Origin of the sequence: Cobetia sp. Dlab-2-AX (assembly GCF_024124625.1) — a bacterium.
GTDB lineage: Bacteria > Pseudomonadota > Gammaproteobacteria > Pseudomonadales > Halomonadaceae > Cobetia.
The window spans coordinates 56,298-76,536 of the sequence record NZ_JAMXRV010000004.1; the positions used below are offsets into that span (position 1 = coordinate 56,298).

Genomic DNA, 20,239 nt, shown 5'->3' on the forward strand with positions numbered 1-20,239 from the left:
CTGGATCCTGACATGACCGACATTGCTGCCCCCGAGATCGAGACGCCTGCGTCTGCCAGCCTGCCCCGTGAGGATGCGCAACAGACGCGTCATCCGCGCATTGCCGCCTATTCCGGGCCGGCAGGTGGCTGGGGTGCGCTCAAGAGCGTCGGTCAGCATGTCAGTCACTCCAGGGCGCCGTGGAAGAGCGTGCGCTCCCTGCTCAAGGCCAATCAGGACAAGGGCTTCGACTGCCCGGGTTGTGCCTGGGGGGACCCGGAACACGGCTCCTCCTTCGAATTCTGCGAGAACGGTGCCAAGGCGGTGGCCTGGGAAGTGACCGCCAAGCGTGTCACACCGCGCTTCTTCGCTCAGCATACCGTCACGGAGCTGCTGGGCTGGGACGACTTCATGCTCGAGGATCAGGGCCGCCTGACCGAACCGATGCGCTACGACGCGGCCAGCGATCGCTATATGCCGATCAGCTGGGACGCGGCCTTCGCGCTTGTCGCCGAGCACCTCAGCGCGCTGACGTCGCCGGATGAGGCGCTGTTCTACACCTCGGGGCGTGCCAGCAACGAGGCGGCCTATCTCTATCAGCTGTTCGTGCGTCTGTTCGGCACCAACAACTTCCCCGACTGCTCCAACATGTGCCACGAGGCCAGCGGTGTCGGCATGAAGACGAGCCTCGGCGTCGGCAAGGGCACGGTGCTGCTGGAGGACTTCGAGCATGCCGATGCCATCTTCGTGTTCGGTCAGAACCCCGGCACCAATCACCCGCGCATGCTGGGCGATCTGCGGCGTGCCTCACGGCGTGGCGCGCGCATCGTCAGCTTCAACCCGCTGCGTGAGCGGGGGCTGGAGCGCTTTGCCGACCCGCAGTCGCCGCTGGAGATGATGACCCTCTCCAGCCAGCCCATCAGCCATCGCTATTACCAGCCGCGCATGGGCGGCGACATGGCGGCGGTGCGTGGCATGGCCAAGGCGCTGTTCGCGATGGAGGCGCGGGGCGAATTTACGCGCGCCGCCAGCTTCATCGAGGCGCATACCCATGGCGTCGAGGCCTGGCAGGCGCTGGTCGAGGCGACCGAGTGGGCAACCCTCGAGGACCAGTCCGGCCTGACGCGCGCTCAGCTCGAGGAGGCGGCCGCCATCTTCGCGGGTGCCGGCAACGTCATCTGCACTTGGGCAATGGGCATCACCCAGCATCTGCATGCCGTCGAGAGTGTGCGCGAGATCGTCAATCTGCTGTTGCTCGGCGGGCACTTCGGCCGCCCCGGTGCCGGGGCCTGTCCGGTGCGTGGCCATTCCAACGTCCAGGGCGATCGCACCATGGGCATCGACGAGAAGGCGCCCACTTGGCTGATCGATGCGCTGGAAGCGCGCTACGGCGTCAGCATGCCGCGTGCGCCGGGCTACAACACCGTGGAGAGCCTGGCGGCGCTGGAGCAGGGCAAGGCGAAGACCTTCATCGCGCTGGGCGGCAACTTCACGCGTGCCACGCCGGACAGCGAGCGAACCGAGGCCGCGATGCGCAACCTCGAGCTCAACGTCCAGATCAGCACCAAGCTCAACCGCAGTCATCTGGTGATGGGCAAGCAGACCGATGCGCTGATTCTGCCGTGTCTCGGTCGCAGCGAGATCGATCGCTCCTCACAGGTGGCTTCCCAGCACATCAGCGTCGAGGACTCGATGTCGATGGTGCATTCAAGCGCCGGCATCAAGGCGCCAGCCAGCCCGGCATTGCGCTCCGAGCCCGCCATCATCGCGGCGATCGCGCGTGCGACCCTTGCCAGCGTACTGCCTGCGCGCGGCGTGAATGACCCGGTGGACTGGGAGGCGCTGAGCGAGAACTATGATCTGATCCGTGACGAGATCGCGGCGGTCATCCCCGGTTTCGCCGACTTCAATGCGCGTCTGGCTCACAAGCGTGGCTTCCACCTCGTCAACCCGGTACGCGAACTGCGCTTCGCCACCGCCAGTGGTCAGGCCGAGTTCTCGGCCGCCGCATTGCCGGAGTCCGTTCTGCATCAGCAGCTGGCGCGGCGTGACGGCTGGCTGACGCTGCAGACCATGCGCAGTCACGATCAGTACAACACCACCGTCTATGGCTACAACGACCGCTATCGTGGCGTGTCGGGTCAGCGGCGGGTGATCTTCATCAATGGTGAAGACCTGGCGCGGCTGGGGCTGGCCGACGGTGATTGGGTCGACATGCTCGGCGAGCCGCGTCCGGACGGCAGCGAGCGACGTGCGCCGCAGTTCCGTCTGGTCGAGTACGACATCCCGGCCGGTTGCATCGGGGCCTACTATCCGGAAACCAACGTGCTGGTCGCGTTGGAAAGTCACGGCGCTGATACCGGCACGCCATCCTCCAAGGCGGTGCCCGTACGCCTGGAGCGCAGTTCACGCATCGCCTGATGGCGCGAGATGCCAGCCGCAGGGTGCATGCATCGCCACACTGCCGTGCCGCGAGGAGACTCGTCGCGCGGCAGTCGCGTGTCTAGAATATCCCGTGCGCCGAGCCAGCTGCGCTCGGCCACGCCTTTTCCATCCTCAGTGCTGCCTCAGCCACCGTTCAAGAGAGTGATCCATGCAATATCTGCACACCATGCTGCGTATCCGTGATGTCGACGCTTCACTGCATTTCTTCCGTGACCTGCTCGGCATGGTCGAGATCTCGCGCAAGGATTCCGAGAAGGGCCGCTTCACGCTGATCTTCCTGGCAGCCCCGCAGGATGCCGAACGCGCCCGTGAGATGAAGGCGCCGATGCTGGAGCTGACCCATAACTGGGACCCGGAGGAATATGAAGGTGGGCGCAACTTCGGCCATCTGGCCTATCGCGTCGAGGATATCTACGCTACCTGTCAGCATCTGATGGACAACGGCGTGACCATCAACCGCCCGCCGCGTGACGGCCACATGGCGTTCGTGAAAAGCCCGGATGGGATTTCGCTGGAGCTGCTGCAGGCCGGTGACGCCCTTGAGCCGCAGGAACCCTGGGCCTCCATGAGCAATACTGGCAGCTGGTAAGCAAGGTCGCATATTGACGTGCGCGTAAGCGTCGCATCCAGGCAACGCAATAGCCGAATTACGACTGGTGCATCGCCCATCAGGGCTTATGATGTAATGAAGCTCATAAGCCCCGTAGCATGATGCGTGACATATCGTGCTCGGCCTTAGTGGAGTGTCATCGCGGCAGGCAGGTATACCTTCTTCCTTTTTCCTGCTGCCCGCCTGCCGCGATGTTGCACCTCCTTGAGTCGCGTGAGGGACCGCCACGCGGACACTGCCTAGCTGGCAAGGACTGCCTGATGCCGAGAGTCATAAGAGCCTGGCTACGTCATGAACCACGATTGCTCGCCGTGGAGCATCGTCGTTTCTACCATGCCTATCTTTGGGTCTATCTGATGCTGATGGGCCTCTTCGTGGTGTGGGTTCCCTTCTTCACTCTCTTCAACGAGCCGCGGCTGGCATTCGTCAGCGGCATCATGGCGCTCGTGTCCGTGCTGGGCGTGATGATGCATCGGGCGCATCAGCTGACGCTGGGCCTGGCCCTGATGATGAGCGCCTTGACGCTGATGGCCTGGCTCTCGGTTTTCTGCTTCGGGCTCTCGGCGGGCTATGAGTACTATTTCTTCATCGTGATGGCCGGGATTCATCTGGCACCGCTGGCGCCGCGCATTCGTGTGGTGACGACACTGATGCTGTTCATGGCAGCTGTCTCGGCATTGATGGTCTCGCCAGTCCTGTATGAGGGAGACCTCTTGCCGACCTGGATGCTGCAGTCTGCCAACCTGTTCGCGGTCTTCCTGATGATGGTCACCTTCCTGTGGCGCATGCTGGCGCTTACCGAACACTTCGAGCGCCAGTATCTGAAGGATGCCAGTCGTGATGAGTTGACCGAATTGCTCAATCGCCGCCAGATATTCCGCCACGCCGAGGACTGGTGGGGTGACGGAGTGCCCTGTGCGGTCTTGATGCTGGATGCCGACAACTTCAAGCGCGTCAATGACCTGCATGGTCATGCCGTCGGTGATGAAGTGCTGCGCCATCTGGGCCGCCTGCTGACGGCCACACTGCGTCAGGGCGATCGCGCCGGGCGTGTCGGGGGGGGAGGAGTTCCTGGTGCTGCTGCCGCGTATCGGGCGTAGCGAGGCCATCTCCGTGGCGGGACGCATGCGCTCCCTGCTGGCCAAGTCTCCTCCGGTCTTCGCCGGCAAGTCGGTGCCGGTCACGGTTTCCATCGGCGTTGCCATCAGTCATGAGGTCGATTCGCTGGATGAGCTGATGCAGCTGGCCGACAGGCGGCTGTATCACGCCAAGCACAATGGGCGTGATCAGGTGGTGGCCGGTGGGGAACATGAGATGACAGGCTTTGCCACGGCCGATGTCAGCCCTCCACCTCCCGGCAATGACGGCGGCGGACTTGGCAAGGCAGAGGCCATGGAGGAGGGCACTCGCGACAAGGAGGATGACCGCCAGGAAAAGCAGCATCACAAGGACTCCAGCCCTTTCTCGCGGAAGCCCCTCGTTGGCTGACATGCGCTCGTTTCCGCTTTTACTCCTGCCATTTCACGAGTGCAGCTCTTGATCAGGAGCGCTGCTTCAATCGGGCCAGCGCGTTCTCCATGCCACGGGCAACGGTGGCCGCCAGTGGTGTGCACAGCACCCAGGGCAACGCGATCAGTGCAATGCTGAGCGAGCCCAGATAGACATCGCTGAACCAGTGAGCGCCGACCATGATCCGCGGAGCGCTCAGGAGTACCACGAACGCCAGACTGAACAGCGCGATGCGGTGCGGTGCGAAGGCCAGCATGAAACTCGCGAATACCATCAGCATCAGGCCGTGATCCCCCGGGAAGCTGTTCGACGCCGAATCCTTGGTCTTGAAGGACACCAGCTCGGAGAGATGCTGTGCGTGGCTGAAGACGCGCGTCGGGCTGGCATGGCCATAGCTGATGGCGCGCAGCACGAACAGCGAGAGCAGGCCCGCCGTCAGCAGCATGGTGATGCCGATGCTGGTCCAGCGGCGGTAGCGGGCAGGCTGTTGATCATTGAGCATCGCCCAGCAGAACAATACTCCCATCATGGCGAAGGCCACGGCGTCGAAGGCGCGCGTGTTCAGAATGCCGAGCAGCGCGTCCCAGCGTGGATTGAGCGGTGTGATGAACTGGTTGAAGCCCCAGAAGACATCGCTGTCGAGGGGGGGCCAGAAATCCAGCGCCGGTATCCACCAGCACGCCAGCAGCGCCACTCCCAGCGCATTCAGGAGCACCAGTCGTCGCGGGTTGAATCCTGTCTGCGCCCTGCGCGGGCGAGGCGGGGGCGAGGGTTGCACGTACGGGGCCTGCTGCGAACCACTGGTTCGCTGTGAAGACGCAGTATCAGCGGCGTGCATGGAAGGACTGTCGGGGGCGGCGGGAGTCATGTCGTGTCAGCTCTGCAGGGCTTATGTCGGGATAGGCGCACTCAGGCCGGTAGCTCGCTGGCTTGGTGGCCAGATGGCTCGAGACAGGCGACGTTGAGTGGCGATCTGGTCGAAATTCTAGAGCAGGCTCCGCTTTGGAAACACTGTTTTCAAATTTTGCGAGGTGGACAGATGGTTGCGTCCATCGCGCTGGTGGCAAGCTGGCGGCAGCCTGACAGGTGACACTCAGACGTATGGCGTGAAGGCTTGTCGTTCATGACAGCCGTGCGCATGATCGCTACCCTTGCTGTCATGTCCGTCCCTTACCCACCGTTCTTTCCGCCTGCCGGGTGACTGCCGTTGCCGGCAATGCCACTGGCGGGCGCCACAGGAGTCATCCATGTCCGTTACCGTGCGTCGTCTCTCGCGTTGTACCTCCGTGGGGTTCGCTATTTCCTTGCTGGCTGGCTGCGCGGCCATGACGCAGCCTCCGCAGGGCAGTGCCTCCTCGGGTGCCGCTGTTCCTGCCCTGGTGGGCACCCAATGGAGTTTCTCTGCCACGGATGCCAGCGAAGAGGCCCCCAATTTCCTGTTGCAGGCCCCGACCCCCGAGCAGCTGGCAGACGAGGAGGATGACCGCCTGCGCCTGGTGGGCAGCAATGGTTGCAACCGCCTGATGGGGCCGGTGGTGCTGGATGAGTCTCGTCAGACGCTGGATATCGGTCCGCTGGCCTCGACCATGAAGATGTGTCCCAATCCTGAGCAGTCCAATGCTTTCAACCGCATGCTGGAAGAGGTGGCCAGCTATCAGGTCGTCGGCAGTGGCGAGACTGCTCGGCTGCGCGTGATGGATGATACTGGCTATCTGCTGGCCACCTTCCTGCCGTTGGAAGACGTCGCCGAGTAACGCGTTCGATGTGCTGGTAGAGGTGATCCGCTAGCGGACTGCCAGAAACGAGAAAGCCCCCTGCACCGTTCGGTGCAGGGGGCTTTTGCTTGCGTACAGAGCGAGCGCGACTTACAGCGCTTCGATCTTGACGCGCTGGCTTTCCAGCAGCGCAAGTTCCGCCTGGGCATCGGCCAGCTTGGCGCGCTCCTTCTCGACCACATCGGCCGGTGCACGACCGACGAACTTCTCGTTGCCGAGCTTGTTCTCGAGGCCGGTGATGACCTTCTGCTGCTTCTCGTGCTCCTTGTCGATGCGCTTGAGCTCGGCTTCCTTGTCGATCAGGCCTGCCATCGGCACCAGCACTTCCAGCTCACCGACGCGCTGGATGGCGGACATCGGGGCTTCGTCGCCTGCCGCCAGGAAGGTGATGCTTTCCAGACGTGCCAGCTTGGAGAGGAACAGGCGGTTGGCTTCCAGGCGCTCGGCATCGCCAGCTGCGCCGTTCTGCAGGAAGACTTCCAGCGGCTTGGCCGGGGACAGGTTGAGCTCGCCGCGCACGTTGCGGATGGCGATGATGATGCCTTTCAGCCACTCGATATCGCGGATGGCCTGCTCATCGATCCGGTCGGCTTCGGCCTGCGGCCACGCCTGGCTCATGATGCTCTCGCCTTCCACCGGCTTGCCGGCGTGCGGTGCGATACGTTGCCAGATCTCCTCGGAGATGAACGGCATCATCGGGTGGATCAGGCGCAGGATGGTCTCGAGAGCGCGCACCAGGGTGCGACGTGTGCCGCGCTTGGCTTCGATGCTGGCGTTGTCGTCCCACAGCACCGGCTTGGACAGCTCCAGATACCAGTCGCAGTACTCGTTCCAGATGAACTCGTAGAGCGCCTGGGAGGCGTGGTCGAAGCGGAACTCTTCCAGCGCGCGGGTGACCTGCTGCTCGGTCTGCTGCAGGCGCGCGATGATCCAGCGATCGGCCAGCGACAGCTCGACGGCTTCGTCGTTGACGCCGCAATCCTGGTCTTCGGCATTCATCAGCACGTAGCGCGCCGCATTCCACAGCTTGTTGCAGAAGTTGCGATAGCCATCGAGACGGCCCATGTCGAACTTCACGTCACGCCCGGTGGAGGCGAGTGACAGCAGGGTGTAGCGCAGCGCATCGGTGCCGTGAGGCTCGATGCCCTCCGGGAATTCGTTGCGGGTGGCCTTGGCGATCGCCTTGGCCTTCTTGGGCTGCATCATGTTGCCGGTACGCTTCTCGACCAGCTCCTCGATGCCGATGCCGTCGATCAGGTCGATGGGGTCGAGCACGTTGCCCTTGGACTTGGACATCTTCTGACCGAGGCTGTCGCGCACCAGACCATGCACGTAGACCTTGCGGAACGGCACTTCACCCTTGAACTTCAGGGTGAACATGATCATCCGCGCCACCCAGAAGAAGATGATGTCGAAGCCGGTGACCAGCACGTCGGTGGAGTGGAAGGTCTTGAGCTCCTCCGTGTCCGCCGGCCAGCCGAGGGTGCCGAAGGTCCACAGCGCAGAGCTGAACCAGGTGTCGAGGACGTCTTCGTCCTGACGCAGTTCGACGTCGGCACCCAGGTGGTTCTCGGCGCGGACTTCTTCTTCATTGCGGCCGACATAGACGTTGCCGTCGTTGTCATACCAGGCCGGAATGCGGTGGCCCCACCACAGCTGGCGCGAGATGCACCAGTCCTGCAGGTCACGCATCCACGCGAAGTACATGTTCTCGTAGTTCTTGGGCACGAACTCGATGTCGCCGTTCTCGACCGCTTCGATGGCCGGGCGTGCCAGCTCCTCGACGGCCACGAACCACTGGTCCGTCAGCAGCGGCTCGATGACATCGCCGGAGCGGTCACCGTGCGGCAGGGTATTGTTGACGGCCTCGACCTGCTCCAGCAGGCCCAGCGCGTCCATGTCGGCGACCAGCTTCTCGCGGGCGACGAAGCGATCCAGACCGGCGTAGGCCCCCGGCAGGCTGGCGTCTTCCAGGGGCTGCGGACGGCCCTGGAGGTCATAGATCTCGGCGCGCTCCAGGATGGTGGCATCCTGGCTCATCACGTTGATCAGCAGATGGCCCTGACGCTTGCCGACTTCGTAGTCATTGAAGTCGTGGGCCGGGGTGATCTTGACGCAACCGGAGCCCTTTTCCATGTCGGCGTGTTCATCGGCGACGATGGGGATGCGGCGGCCGACCAGCGGCAGTTCGATGAACTTGCCGACCAGGCTCGCGTAGCGCTCATCCTTGGGATTGACGGCCACGCCGGTGTCACCCAGCAGGGTTTCCGGGCGTGTGGTGGCGACGATGACGTAGTCCTTGCCATCGGCGGTCTTGACGCCATCGGCCAGCGGGTAGCGGAAGTGCCAGAAGCTGCCTTGCTGCTCGCGGTTCTCGACCTCGAGATCGGAAATCGCGGTGTGCAGGGTCGGGTCCCAGTTGACCAGACGCTTGCCACGGTAGATCAGGTCTTCCTTGTGCAGACGCACGAAGACTTCCTGCACCGCCTTGTAGAAGCCGTCATCCATGGTGAAGCGTTCGCGGCTCCAGTCGATGCTGGTGCCCATGCGACGCAGCTGGCGGGTGATGTTGCCGCCGGACTCTTCCTTCCACTCCCAGATCTTGTCGGTGAAGGCTTCGCGGCCGAGATCATGGCGGGTCTTGCCTTCTTCGGCGGCGACCTTGCGCTCGACCAGCATCTGGGTGGCGATACCGGCGTGGTCGGTGCCTACCTGCCACAGGGTGTTGCGACCCTGCATGCGGCGCCAGCGGACCAGGGTGTCCATGATGGAATCCTGGAAGGCATGGCCCATGTGCAGGGAGCCGGTAACGTTGGGCGGCGGGATGACCAATGAGAAGCTCTCGCCCTGGCCTGATGGCGCAAAGCGGTTGTCGGATTCCCAGCGCTCGTACCAGCGCGTCTCGATGGCGTTCGGTTGGTAGGTCTTGTCCATGGGTCTGCATTGATCCGGTTGGGCGGGGCGTCCCGCGCCGGCTCAAGGAGCGGTCAGCGCAGGCAGAAAATGGGCTCGATTATAGCGCCGCTGATGTCGGGCGTCATTCGGTCTTGGCGGGCAGGCTCTCGTGGCGTCCGGCAGACGCAGCTTTCATAAAGCAGGCAACATCCACGCACTGATGCCGTATCCTGTTGCGATCTCATCAGGCCGAGGCTTGCCGCCTCGCACACTTCCCATTTTCTCACGCTCGCGGAGCCGCAATGCCCAAGCCTCGCCCCACGGACGGTGCCCCTCGTCCGACTCGTCGTTGGGTCTGGCATGAACTGCTGCGTCATGCGCTGGTGCCATTGCTGGTGCTCGAGGTGGCGCTGCTGGGCTGCTATCTGGTGCTGCACTGGCTGGTCTCCGGGCAGCAGGACTCCACGCGCAGTGAGCGGGTGAATACCCAGCTCGAGCAGCTGACCCATTACGAGGCAGAGCATATCAGCCTGCTGGCGGATGACTGGCGCAGCGATGTCCGCCAGCTGGCGCGCAGTGCTCTGCGTCACATGGATACCCCCGTGACGGCCCGCCAGCGCGAGCAGGAGCTGAAGCGCCACATGAGCGCGGGCGACGGCACCCTGTACGTCGCCAAGAATGATGGTGGCGCCGGCTCCTACTACTCCTCGCTGGTGCCCAGCTATCTGCAGGACCACGACAAGGTGGTGCGTCTCTCGGCAATGGACGCTCAGGTGTCGGACATGCTCGCCACGCAACCCGAGCTGCGCCAGATCTGGTTCTCCGGCTACGATGGCTATTTCCGCATGTTGCCGTGGACCGATATCCGCAACATCTTCACGCCCGGCGTCGACCTCACCAGCTACGGCTTCTACTACCTGGCGGATGACCGCAACAACCCGAGTCGTGGCGCCGTCCTCACGCCGCCTTACCAGGACCCGGTCGGCAGCGGGTGGCTGGTCTCGACGCTGATGCCGGTCCATCGCGGCGACTTCCTCGAAGGCGTGGTCGGGATCGATGTCACCCTCGATTCTCTGGTCGAGCGGCTCGAGAATGCCGAGCTGCCCTGGGGCGCCTATCTGATTCTGGTGAGTGGCGATGTCGTCATGGCCATGCCGCGTGTCGGCGAGCAGGATTTCGGTCCCCAGCCCGATCCCGAAGTGGTGCCGATGCCGCTGCTGCACGATCGCTTCCTCGATACGGCGCATGATGTCGAGAACTCCCCGGCCATGGCGCACCTGCTGCGCAGCATCTCGGATGAGGCGCAGGGCGTGCGCAGCGTTTCCTTGCTCGCAGGTGAGCGGCTGGTCGGTTGGCAATCGGTGCCGGGCACCGACTGGCGGTTGCTGGCGGTGGTGGATGCGCAGCAGGTCAACAGCGGCATCGATATCTGGAATGAGCGTTTCAACCAGCTGGGCTACGTGATGCTGGTGGGACTGATTCTGTTCTTCTTCGCCCTGCTGGTGGTGATGCGCTGGCGGGCCGAGACCATGGCGGCCACCCTGTCCGAATCACTGGCACGCCTCAGCGACATGGCACTGCGCATCGGTCGCGGCCAGCCCGTAGTCCGCGAGCGCTTCCAGCTGCAGGAGCTGGACCAGGCCGGCGAGGCATTGCGCGAAGCGGCCCAGCGGCGCGATCAGATCGAGCTTGAGCGCGCCGAAGGGGCGCGGCACGTCGAGATGGTGATGGCGGCCTCCGGCGATGCCACCTGGCGCTACGACTTCGAACAGGACGATCTCTACCTGCACGAGAATTTCTTCCTGATGCTGGGGCTGCCGGTCCGCGCCAGCATGCACCTGGCGGACCTTGATGCCATGACGCACCCGGAAGACCTCGTCGGTCTGCTCGAGGCGCGCTGGCGAGTCATGCACGGTGAGAGCTGGGCCGAGGCACGTGACGTGCGCTATCGGCATGCGCGTGGTCACTGGGTCTGGGTGCAGATTCGCGGCCAGATCACCCGGCGTGATCATGAGGGCCGGCCACAGCGCGCGACCGGGCTTGCGCTGGACATCCAGCGTCACAAGCAGTCGCTCAAGCTGCTGGAGGCGGCCCGCGACAGTGCCACCGAGGCCAGTCAGTCCAAGTCGCGTTTCTTCTCGAGTTTCAGTCACGAGATTCGCACCCCGCTCAATGCCATCATGGGCTTCACGGACCTGCTCTGTGAGGAAGCCGACCTGACCCGCGAGCAGCGCCGCTACGTGGATGAGGCCAGTCATGCGGCGGCACAGCTGTCGGCGCTGATCGAGGACGTGCTGCAGATGTCGAGTCTGGAGGCTGGTGATCTGCCGCTGGATTGCCAACCCCTCTCGGTGGGCCAGAAGCTGATACGGCTGGCGGGGCAATATCAGCCGCGCCTGGAGAGTGCCAATCTGACGCTATCGCTGGCACTGGAAGGCGAGTCATTGTGGCTGAATGCCGACCAGCGTCGCCTGGATCAGATTCTCGGTAACCTGATGGGCAACGCCATCAAGTACAACCGCGAGGGGGGCTGGATCCGTCTGGCTATCGGCCAGGAGCGCAATGCCAGCGGGGTGGAGATGGGCTGGGTGGAAATCACCGATGGCGGCTTTGGCTTTGATTCCGCGCAGGCGGTCCAGCTGTTTCAGCCGTTCTCGCGTCTGGGGCGTGAAGACTCAGGGATCGAGGGTACCGGGCTCGGGCTGGCGCTGTCGCGGGAGCTTGCCCGCCGCATGGGCGGTGACATCACGGCACGGGGCGAGCTGGGCGAGGGCGCCAGCTTCCGGGTCTGGTTGCCGCTGGCGGATGTCAGTGCCCATGAGCGCGTCGTCCAGGCGGCGTGGTCGGCGGAGAAGGGATTGCCGGTACCCTGTCGCTGGCTGGTGATCAGCACGCGGGCGCAGGACCGTCTGCGCCTCGAGGTGATCGGCAGTCACGTCGCCAATCTGGAGATCATCATCGCCAGCAGTGCGGCCCAGGCGTTGCGCCTGGTGCGAGATGTCTGCCCGTGTCTGGTCATCTTCGGCGATGTGCCGGACATGAACGTGGCGGCGCTGTTCGCCGAGATCCAGCGTATGCCACGTGAGCTGCCGTTGTGGGCTGTGCGAATCGGGGAGCGTGACGCCAGCGAGGCTGCAGGCGGTCTGCCCGAGGCCTTCTTCGACAGCGGTGAAAGTCCGCCCGACATGGACGATATCGAGCGCTGGATGACACATCTGATGGTCAGCTTCCAGCGTGCCTGCGATACGGACCGCTGACGCATGGCGTGTCGTTCAGCTGACGCCCTTGAGCTGATGTGAGCGCACGGCATAACCGCGTGACTTGTAGGTGCGCCAGCATTCGCGCTTGGTTACCAGCACATCCTGATGCTGATTGATGATCTCGGCGACGCGCTCGAAGCGTGAGAACCATTCGGGGATCTTGGGGTGCAGGTTGAGCAGCGCCTCGATACCCGGCGCCGGGGCGTCCTGCCAGCCGATGGTGACCGGCGGGCGCGGCACGTCATCGGCGTGTTCGGCCTCGCGGGCGGCCATGTCGAGATCGATATCCAGCGCATGGGGCACGAAGCTTTCCGGGCGGAATTGCCACAGATGCTCATCGAACTGACGTGCCATCGCCTCGTCCTCGACATGCACATGCAGGCGAAAGCCCTTGGCGTGGATGGTCTCGGCCAGCCGGCAGGCGAATTCCAGCCGGGCTTCCAGCGTGGTGTCGGGCAGGATGTAGAAGTCGATCTGGGTCATGGGCACCGCTCGGGCAAGGAATTCTCGAGCGCTCAGGATACCGCACTCGCCGCGTGGCTTCGATGCAGCCTGCCTCCCGTGACATCTTTCCGCAGTCAGATATCCGCGCCCCAGAAACTCCAAGGCCCGCCTCTATGCGAGGCGGGCCTTGGAGTTTCGGTCATCCTTCAAGCCACATGGGCAGGCTCGAGGGCGTGTTTCAGAGCACTTGTGTCAGAGTGCTTATGTCCAAGCACTCATGTAAAAACTCATGTCAGTGCACTTATGCCAGACGCGTCATCCAGCCACGCGTGTCTTCGGCGCGACCGTATTGCAGGTCCAGCAGCTGGCTGCGCAGACGCATGGCGACATCGCCGGCATTGGCGGTCAGGTCGAGGCGACCGTCTTCGCTGACCAGCTCGCCCACCGGGGTGATGACCGCCGCGGTGCCACAGGCGAACACCTCGGTGATCTCGCCGGAGGCGATACCTTCACGCCACTCGTCGATGCTGATCGGGCGCTCTTCCGGCGTCAGCCCCAGATCGGTCGCCATGGTCAGGATGGAGTCACGGGTGACACCTTCCAGAATGGTGCCGGTCAGGCGCGGCGTGACCAGACGGCCGTCCTTGAAGACGAAGAACAGGTTCATGCCGCCCAGTTCCTCGACCCACTTGTTCTCGGCGGCGTCCAGGAACACGACCTGGTCACAGCCATTGGCGGAGGCTTCGCTCTGCGCGGCCAGTGAACCCGCGTAGTTGCCGCCGCACTTGGCGAAACCGGTACCGCCGGCGGCCGCACGGTTGTAGTGCGAGGACAGCCAGATGGAGACCGGCTTGATGCCGCCCTTGAAGTAGGCCGCCACCGGTGAGGCGATCACGTAGTAATCGACCTCACGCGACGGACGCACGCCGAGGAAGGCTTCGCTGGCGATCATGAACGGACGCAGATAGAGGCTGCATTCGTCACTGACGCTGGCCGGAGTCGGTACCCAGGCGCTGTCCTGCGCGAGCAGGGCCTTGAGTGAGCCGACGAAGTCCTCGTCGGACAGCTCCGGCAGTGCCAGACGGCGGGCGGAGTTGCGGAAACGTGCGGCGTTCTTCTCGGGGCGGAAGGTCCACACCGAGCCGTCTTCATGACGGTAGGCCTTGATGCCTTCGAAGATTTCCTGGGCGTAGTGCAGTACCGAGGCGGCCGGGTCGAGGCTCAGCGGGCCGTAGGGGCGGACTTCATGGCCGTGCCAGCCGCCGTCGGCGGTCCAGCGTACATGGGCCATGTGATCGCTGAAGTGACGGCCGAAGCCGGGATTGGCCAGAATGGTGTCGCGAACGGCAGCATCCGCCGGTTGCGTGGACGCGCGGACGTCGAAGCCTTTGGTCACGTGGGTGTCTCCGTAGCAGCGAGACCCCCGGCGTGGAACGCCGGGGGTCGAATCATTTTTATAGGACCTCTCGGGTCAGCGATGCCGGGTGGCGAGCCGACTCGCGTGTCTCAACGCTAGCACGCCATCGAGAGCATGCGAAGCCTCAGGCGGTCTCTTCCAGCGGGGCGCTGAGTTCCGCTTCGCGATCCAGCAGGTATTGGGTCAGCAGGCCCACCGGGCGGCCGCTGGCGCCTTTCTGCTTGCCGGACATCCAGGCGGTGCCGGCGATGTCCAGATGCGCCCACGGGAAGGTGTCCGCGAAGCGGGACAGGAAGCAACCTGCGGTGATCATGCCGGCTTCGCGACCGCCGATGTTGGCGATGTCGGCGAAGTTGGAATCCAGCTGCGTCTGATACTCGTCCCACAGCGGCATGTGCCAGGCACGGTCCCAGGCTTCTTCGCCGGCGTCGAGCAGGTCGAGCGCCAGATCATCATCGTTGGAGATCAGACCGGTGGCATGATTGCCCAGCGCGATGACGCAGGCGCCGGTCAGGGTGGCGATGTCGATGACGCTGGCCGGCTCGAAGCGCTCGGCGTAGGTCAGCGCATCGCACAGCACCAGACGGCCTTCGGCGTCGGTGTTGAGGACTTCGACGGTCAGACCCTTCAGGGTCTTGATGATGTCGCCCGGCTTGGTGGCGCGGCCGTCCGGCATGTTCTCGGCGCTGGCCACGATGGCCACCACGTTGAGCTTCGGCTTGAGTTCCAGCACGGTGCGCATGGTGCCGAACACGCTGGCCGCGCCGCCCATGTCGTACTTCATCTCGTCCATGCCGGCACCCGGCTTGAGCGAGATGCCGCCGGTATCGAAGGTGATGCCCTTGCCGACCAGCACGTGCGGAGCTTCGTTCTCGTCTTCCGCGCCGCGGTATTCCATCACGATCAGGCGGCTCGGCTCTTCACTGCCGCGGCCGACCGACAGCAGGGACAGGGCGCCCAGCTCCTCGAGCTCTTCCTCGCCGAGCACGGTCACTTTCAGGGCGCCATCCGAGGCGGCACCCAGTTGCTCGGCACGCTCGCCCAGGTAGCGCGGCGTGCAGATGTTACCCGGCAGATTGCCCAGCGTGCGCGCTTCATTGACGCCCATGCCGATGGCGGCACCGACGCGCAGGCCGGCTTCCAGTTCGGGCTGACGCTGCTTGTCGGCACTCACCACGCTCAGGCGGGTCAGAGAGACGGGCTCGCCCGGCTTGCTCTTCATCTCGGTGAAGCGATAGGCAGTACGCAGTGCGCTCTCGGCGATCATGCGCGCCATCCAGTCAGCCTCACGCAGCTCGAGATTCAGCTCGAGGCCAGCGAAGGCCGCGTCTTCGACGGGCAGCTTGAGCAGGGCAGTCATGGCGGCATCGAGGCCACGCTTGTAACGGCTTTCGTCGAGCTTTTCCTCGCTGCCGAAACCGGCCAGCAGCAGGCGCTGAGCGCCGAGGCCCGGAGCGAAGGGCACCAGCAGGGTATTGCCGAGCTCGGGCTTGAAGTCGCCGCGCTCGATCAGCTGGGAAATCAGCTTCTCGCTGGCATCGTCGAGTCGTGCCGCAGCACCGGTGAGGTCGCCCTCGATGACAGGTACCACGATGCAGGCGGTTTCAAGCTGGGCCGGATTGGCAGTGACTACAGGAAATTCCATGGCAACTCCACGCGCGCGAGTGAGGGTACGAAGATGAACAATACAAGGATGAAGGATGTCGTCAGGCCAGGCGTGCCCGGCTCGCGGCGACATCGGGGGCATGATCTGGATGGGGGCGCAGACCGCTCATGACAAGCTGAGCTGGCATGCACGAGTGAGGGCAGTCCATCATGTCAGGCTGTCCACGTGCAATGCCTGGAGCCGCGACAAGGCAGCATCCTTTCTGGATAATGCTGCTGCATGAGGGGGATCCGCTCCCGTCCAGTCTTCAGACCCGTGCCGCCAGTGTACGCAAAGGCTGCGCACCATGCATGAGGGGGATGATGTCTTCATGTGATCACGACCATTCCTCCACCGGCTATCATCGATCTGGTCAACACGCTCGCTTGCGAGCGGGAAACAGGAGTTCCACTTGATCATCTTCCGCTACCTGACACGCGAGATACTCACCACCATGGCCGCCGTGGCCGGGGTGCTGATGCTTGTCATCATGGGCAGCCGATTCATCCGCTATTTCAGTGATGCGGCGGAGGGGGATTTCCCGGCGTCGATTCTCGGCAGCCTGATGCTCTATCACCTGCCGGGGTTCTTCGAGCTGCTGCTGCCGCTGTCCTTCTTCCTTGCCGTGTTGCTGGCCTTCGGTCAGCTGTACATGAACAGCGAGATCACCGTGCTGGTCGCTTGTGGCGTCGGCCCGGAACGCCTGCTGCGTGTCACCCTGCTGCCGGCGCTGTTGATCACGGCGCTGGTCGCGGCCTGCAGCCTCTATCTGACGCCTGCCGGCGCGCTCAAGAATGAGCTGTTGCTCGAGCAGCAGAAGCAGAAGACCGACTTCTCGATACTCGGCGCGGGACGCTTCCAGGAGATCGGCAATCGCACCGTCTATGCCGAGAGCATGAGCGATGACAACAGCGAGCTGGAAAACGTCTTCATCGCCGAGGCAGGTGACAGCAATGCCGCCAGCACGCCCGACAGCGAACCGAGCCAATCGGTGGTGCGCGCCGAGCGTGCCTTCCAGGAAGTCAGCCCCGAGACGGGCAGCCGCTATCTGGTATTGAGCGACGGCACGCGCTACGGGGTGGAGCCGGGCAAGGCGATCGCCCAGCGACTGGGCTTTGATCGCTATGGCGTGCGCATCACCGAGGGTCAGGACGCCGCAGCCCTCAAGGATGACATCGAGCTTGCCAGCACGGCACAGCTCTGGACATCCGATTCGGCAGAGGCCACTGCGCAGCTGCAGTGGCGCATCTCGCTGCCGTTGATGGTGCCGATCCTGATGCTGATCGGCCTGCCGCTGGCTCGCGTCAATCCGCGTCAGGGGCGTTTCGCGCGCCTGCTGCCGGCCATCTTCGTGCACATCACCTATCTCAGTCTGTTGATCGCGGCGCAGAATGCCGTCGCGTCCGAGAAGTACCCGGCCGCCATCGGCCTGTGGCCCATTCACGGCGTCTATCTGGCGCTCGGCATCTGGCTGAGCTGGCGCGACAACCGCGGAGGTGGCCGCTGATGCTGCTTGATCGCCTCGACCGTTACATCGCCCGCAATGTGCTGGTGGCCATGCTGGTGGTGCAGGTACTGATTCTCGGGCTCGACCTGATGATCACCTACATCAATGATCTGGGGGACGTGAAAGGCGACTACGGCGCCTTCGAAGTGCTCCTCTATCTGCTGATGCGTCTGCCGTCGCGCTTCTATGAATTCGTGCCGGTCGGCGTACTGCTGGGCGCCCTGATCGGGCTGGGCAGCATGGCCTCGAGCAATGAGCTGACCATCATGCGCGCCGCCGGTCGTTCACTGACGCGCATTCTGTGGGGCGTGATGAAGCCGCTGGGGCTGGTCATCGCCATCACCATGGCGGTAGGTGAATACGTCGCCCCCGTCACCGAACTGCAGGCCGACGCCTGGCGCGCCGAGAAGCAGCAGGGCGCAGGCGCCGTCTATGCCGAGGGTGGCGGCTGGCAGCGCGAGGGCAACGACTACTACCGATTCGGCTCGATTCGCAGCGATGATGTGGTGCTCAACGTGACCCGCTATCGCTTCGATGACGAGCGCCATCTGACCCAGGCGCTCTACGCCAGGCGCGCCGTCTGGCAGGACGATGGCTGGACGCTGGAGGCAGTGCAGACCACCACCTTCGAGTCCCAGGATGGCGAGCCGAGCGCCACCACGGTGGCTCAGCAGGAGACTCGCGAGTGGGACACCCAGCTGACGCCGGACCTGCTCAAGCTGGTCATCAGCGACCCCAAGCAGCAGTCAGCCTCCGACCTGTGGCGCTACTCCCGCTACCTGCAGGACCAGGAGCTGTCGGCCAACCAGCCGCTGCTCTACTTCTGGCAGAAGATTCTGCAGCCGCTGACACTGGCGGCTCTGGTGCTGGTGGCCGCCTCCTTCGTGTTCGGGCCATTGCGCACGGTGGCGGCGGGCACACGGGTCTTCTACGGCATCGTGGTCGGCCTGCTGTTCAAGTATTTGCAGGACCTGCTCGCCCCGGCCTCGGTGGTGTTCGGCTTCGCGCCCATCTGGGCGGTGCTGGCGCCGATGCTGGTCTGTTACGTGATCGGCCTGCTGCTGATCCGGCGCAGTGGCTAGGGGCGCCCCGTACTCTCGCCGCCGTCTCGACCCGCAGGGAGTGCGCCCTGCGGGCCTGATGCGGCGTCTGGGCGGCGTGGTCTATGACGCCTTCCTCGTGATGGCGTTGTTGATCGTGCTGGGCTTCATCGGTGTCGCCGTCAATGGCGGTGAGGCCAATCAGTCGCCGCTGTTCCGCAGTCTGTTGCTGGTGGCGATGTTCGCCTTCTTCGGCGGCTGCTGGAGCCGTAGCGGCATGACGCTGGGCATGCAGGCCTGGCGACTGCGCATCGAGACGCCGCAGGGCCATGTCCCGACGCTGCTGCAGTGCCTGATACGCTTCGTGGTTGCCGGGCTGTCATTGGGCGCCTGCGGGCTGGGGTACGTCTGGCAGCTGTGGGACCCTGAGCAGCGCAGCTGGCAGGACATCGCCTCCGGTACTCGCGTGGTGGTGCTGCCCAAGCCGCGGCGCGAGTGAAGCGCCTCTGGCGCGTGCGCCGTGCAGGAAAGCAGTGAGCTCATCCAGAAGTTATCTCAGCCAGACGTGAGCTCAGCCAGACAAGAAAACGCCCCGCCAGTCATCGACTGGCGGGGCGTTGTGTTTTCCGCGAGTGCAGGGCGTGATCAGACGCCCAGCAGGCCATCCAGTCGCGTGATGATGCGCTCCACGCTGGCGCGTGACACCACCAGGCTGTCTTCCTGCGTCGTCGTCTCGGGCAGCTCGCGCGGCAGGTCGATCACCGCGGTGCCCATGCCCTCCAGGCGTACGCCTTCACGGTAGCGCACGAAGGACAGCTGTCCGATCGGACGCTGGCCACCGTGGTCGAGGCGCGCCAGACGCGTGAAGGCGCTGACGGTATCGAGCACCGGCGCGCTGGTCAGCGGCAGGTGTGTCAGGCGCCATGCCAACCAGCCGTCGATGTCGACGGCTTCGTCGCGCAGGGTGGCAAACCAATGGCGTGCCTGATCCAGGCGGTAGCGAGCACGGCCCTGCTTGTCGAGCCACAGCACGTCGGCGCTGGCCTGGCGCGGGCTTTCCAGCTCGCCCGGCAGGTACAGCCAGGATTCGGTCAGGCGCTGCAGGGCACCCGGCAGCGGCTCATCCAGGGTGCGCTCGCTCAGAGAGTCCAGCGCCGCGCTCAGGTCGCCCTGTTCCGCGCTCTCGCCGGTGTTGGAGTAACCGACGTTGTAGCGCCAGACACGGTCGGATATTTCCTGGGTGACCACGTGGTCATGGGGCAGAGCGATATGGCTCATCAGCTCACGCGCGTTGCAATGCTCATCCACCAGGCCTTCACGGCGGGCTTCACGATAGAGATTGCGCAGCAGCGGGGTCAGCGGCAGGCGGTGGTGGTCACCGAAGCAGCTGCCGGCGTCGCGGACGGCGTCCAGATCAAGTGGTAGGTGGGACGTGGCGTGATGATCGGCGGTGGCGAGTTGTACTGACATGACATCGGGCTCCTTGCGGATTGGCGTTCGGAAATCGGCAGATAGGGCAACAGCAGACGGATTCAGGCCGGTCACGGCTTCAGCATGGCGCCCATCATCGGCATGCCGATGCGGCTCATGGCCATGAGGAGGTGAAGCGACGGAATCTCTTGCAGTGTCCTGTTCATGTTCTTTCCTGATTGCCTGGCGGGGCGTGGCAGTCATTTGCCTTCCTCGTGACGCGGCGCTTTCCGTGAGCGAGGA

The 20,239-nt window shown here is 64.2% G+C and carries 15 protein-coding genes; 9 read left to right on the forward strand and 6 right to left on the reverse strand.

All coding sequences use genetic code 11. From position 1 onward, the window contains the following. The first annotated feature begins 12 nt into the window (after positions 1–12). From NH396_RS08145 to NH396_RS08160, 4 genes are all read left to right on the forward strand, one after another. Positions 13–2,400 (forward strand): FdhF/YdeP family oxidoreductase, encoded by a 2,388-nt coding sequence (locus NH396_RS08145; protein WP_253062871.1) that lies wholly within the window; start codon positions 13–15, stop codon positions 2,398–2,400. A gap of 172 nt (positions 2,401–2,572) precedes the next feature. Further along, positions 2,573–3,013, forward strand: coding sequence for a VOC family protein (locus NH396_RS08150; protein ID WP_176676014.1), 441 nt, complete (start codon positions 2,573–2,575; stop codon positions 3,011–3,013). Between the two features lie 332 nt (positions 3,014–3,345). After that, the gene (locus NH396_RS17160; protein ID WP_253062873.1) at positions 3,346–4,134 is read left to right on the forward strand and encodes a GGDEF domain-containing protein; all 789 of its coding nucleotides are present in this window, start codon (positions 3,346–3,348) and stop codon (positions 4,132–4,134) included. Further along, positions 4,109–4,522 carry a diguanylate cyclase gene (locus tag NH396_RS08160; protein ID WP_253062875.1) on the forward strand — a complete coding sequence of 138 codons (414 nt, stop codon included), beginning with the start codon at positions 4,109–4,111 and terminating at the stop codon, positions 4,520–4,522. The genes NH396_RS17160 and NH396_RS08160 overlap by 26 nt, the downstream gene beginning before the upstream one ends. A 52-nt stretch (positions 4,523–4,574) precedes the next feature. Here the strand turns inward: NH396_RS08160 and NH396_RS08165 are convergent, their stop codons facing one another. After that, positions 4,575–5,258 (reverse strand): phosphatase PAP2 family protein, encoded by a 684-nt coding sequence (locus NH396_RS08165; protein ID WP_253062877.1) that lies wholly within the window; start codon positions 5,256–5,258, stop codon positions 4,575–4,577. A gap of 532 nt (positions 5,259–5,790) precedes the next feature. On the opposite strand from NH396_RS08165, the gene NH396_RS08170 reads away from it, so the two are divergent. Then, positions 5,791–6,297: an META domain-containing protein gene (locus NH396_RS08170; RefSeq protein WP_253062879.1), complete on the forward strand. Its 507-nt coding sequence runs from the start codon at positions 5,791–5,793 to the stop codon at positions 6,295–6,297. A gap of 111 nt (positions 6,298–6,408) precedes the next feature. Here NH396_RS08170 and NH396_RS08175 read toward each other — a convergent pair whose 3' ends face one another. Next, on the reverse strand, positions 6,409–9,252 hold the full coding sequence (locus tag NH396_RS08175) for a valine--tRNA ligase (RefSeq protein ID WP_253062881.1): 2,844 nt from the start codon (positions 9,250–9,252) through the stop codon (positions 6,409–6,411). Between the two features lie 263 nt (positions 9,253–9,515). Here NH396_RS08175 and NH396_RS08180 point away from each other — a divergent pair, with 263 nt between their 5' ends. Continuing rightward, complete coding sequence (locus NH396_RS08180) at positions 9,516–12,470, forward strand: ATP-binding protein (protein WP_253062883.1); 2,955 nt, start codon at positions 9,516–9,518, stop codon at positions 12,468–12,470. Positions 12,471–12,485: 15 nt separating this feature from the next. On the opposite strand, the gene NH396_RS08185 is transcribed toward NH396_RS08180, so the two are convergent. The 3 genes from NH396_RS08185 to NH396_RS08195 all read right to left on the reverse strand — a co-directional run bounded on the left by NH396_RS08185 (position 12,486) and on the right by NH396_RS08195 (position 15,979). After that, complete coding sequence (locus NH396_RS08185; protein WP_176676019.1) at positions 12,486–12,956, reverse strand: DNA polymerase III subunit chi; 471 nt, start codon at positions 12,954–12,956, stop codon at positions 12,486–12,488. A 262-nt stretch (positions 12,957–13,218) separates the two neighbouring features. After that, positions 13,219–14,313: a branched-chain amino acid aminotransferase gene (locus NH396_RS08190; protein ID WP_253062893.1), complete on the reverse strand. Its 1,095-nt coding sequence runs from the start codon at positions 14,311–14,313 to the stop codon at positions 13,219–13,221. Positions 14,314–14,458: 145 nt separating this feature from the next. Beyond that, entirely contained in the window at positions 14,459–15,979 is a 1,521-nt protein-coding gene (locus NH396_RS08195; RefSeq protein ID WP_253062895.1) for a leucyl aminopeptidase, read from the reverse strand. Positions 15,980–16,391: 412 nt separating this feature from the next. Here NH396_RS08195 and lptF point away from each other — a divergent pair, with 412 nt between their 5' ends. The 3 genes from lptF to NH396_RS08210 are packed head-to-tail and all read left to right on the forward strand — an operon-like array spanning position 16,392 to position 19,025. Then, complete coding sequence (gene lptF / locus NH396_RS08200; RefSeq protein ID WP_253062897.1) at positions 16,392–17,486, forward strand: LPS export ABC transporter permease LptF; 1,095 nt, start codon at positions 16,392–16,394, stop codon at positions 17,484–17,486. Then, positions 17,486–18,568, forward strand: coding sequence for an LPS export ABC transporter permease LptG (lptG, locus tag NH396_RS08205; protein ID WP_253062899.1), 1,083 nt, complete (start codon positions 17,486–17,488; stop codon positions 18,566–18,568). The genes lptF and lptG overlap by 1 nt, the downstream gene beginning before the upstream one ends. Then, positions 18,561–19,025 carry an RDD family protein gene (locus NH396_RS08210; protein WP_253062901.1) on the forward strand — a complete coding sequence of 155 codons (465 nt, stop codon included), beginning with the start codon at positions 18,561–18,563 and terminating at the stop codon, positions 19,023–19,025. Before lptG ends, NH396_RS08210 begins: the two co-directional genes overlap by 8 nt. Before the next feature lie 146 nt (positions 19,026–19,171). Here NH396_RS08210 and NH396_RS08215 read toward each other — a convergent pair whose 3' ends face one another. Further along, positions 19,172–19,996 (reverse strand): hypothetical protein, encoded by an 825-nt coding sequence (locus tag NH396_RS08215; protein WP_176676024.1) that lies wholly within the window; start codon positions 19,994–19,996, stop codon positions 19,172–19,174. Positions 19,997–20,239: the final 243 nt, after the last annotated feature.

Excerpts from the sequence above, each read along its gene's own strand:
- NH396_RS08145 (WP_253062871.1), top strand. The coding sequence starts at position 13 with ATGACCGACATTGCTGCCCCCGAGATCGAGACGCCTGCGTCTGCCAGC.
- NH396_RS08150 (WP_176676014.1), top strand. The coding sequence starts at position 2,573 with ATGCAATATCTGCACACCATGCTGCGTATCCGTGATGTCGACGCTTCA.
- NH396_RS08170 (WP_253062879.1), top strand. The coding sequence starts at position 5,791 with ATGTCCGTTACCGTGCGTCGTCTCTCGCGTTGTACCTCCGTGGGGTTC.
- NH396_RS08175 (WP_253062881.1), bottom strand. The coding sequence starts at position 9,252 with ATGGACAAGACCTACCAACCGAACGCCATCGAGACGCGCTGGTACGAG.
- NH396_RS08180 (WP_253062883.1), top strand. The coding sequence starts at position 9,516 with ATGCCCAAGCCTCGCCCCACGGACGGTGCCCCTCGTCCGACTCGTCGT.
- NH396_RS08185 (WP_176676019.1), bottom strand. The coding sequence starts at position 12,956 with ATGACCCAGATCGACTTCTACATCCTGCCCGACACCACGCTGGAAGCC.
- NH396_RS08195 (WP_253062895.1), bottom strand. The coding sequence starts at position 15,979 with ATGGAATTTCCTGTAGTCACTGCCAATCCGGCCCAGCTTGAAACCGCC.
- lptG (WP_253062899.1), top strand. The coding sequence starts at position 17,486 with ATGCTGCTTGATCGCCTCGACCGTTACATCGCCCGCAATGTGCTGGTG.
- NH396_RS08215 (WP_176676024.1), bottom strand. The coding sequence starts at position 19,996 with ATGTCAGTACAACTCGCCACCGCCGATCATCACGCCACGTCCCACCTA.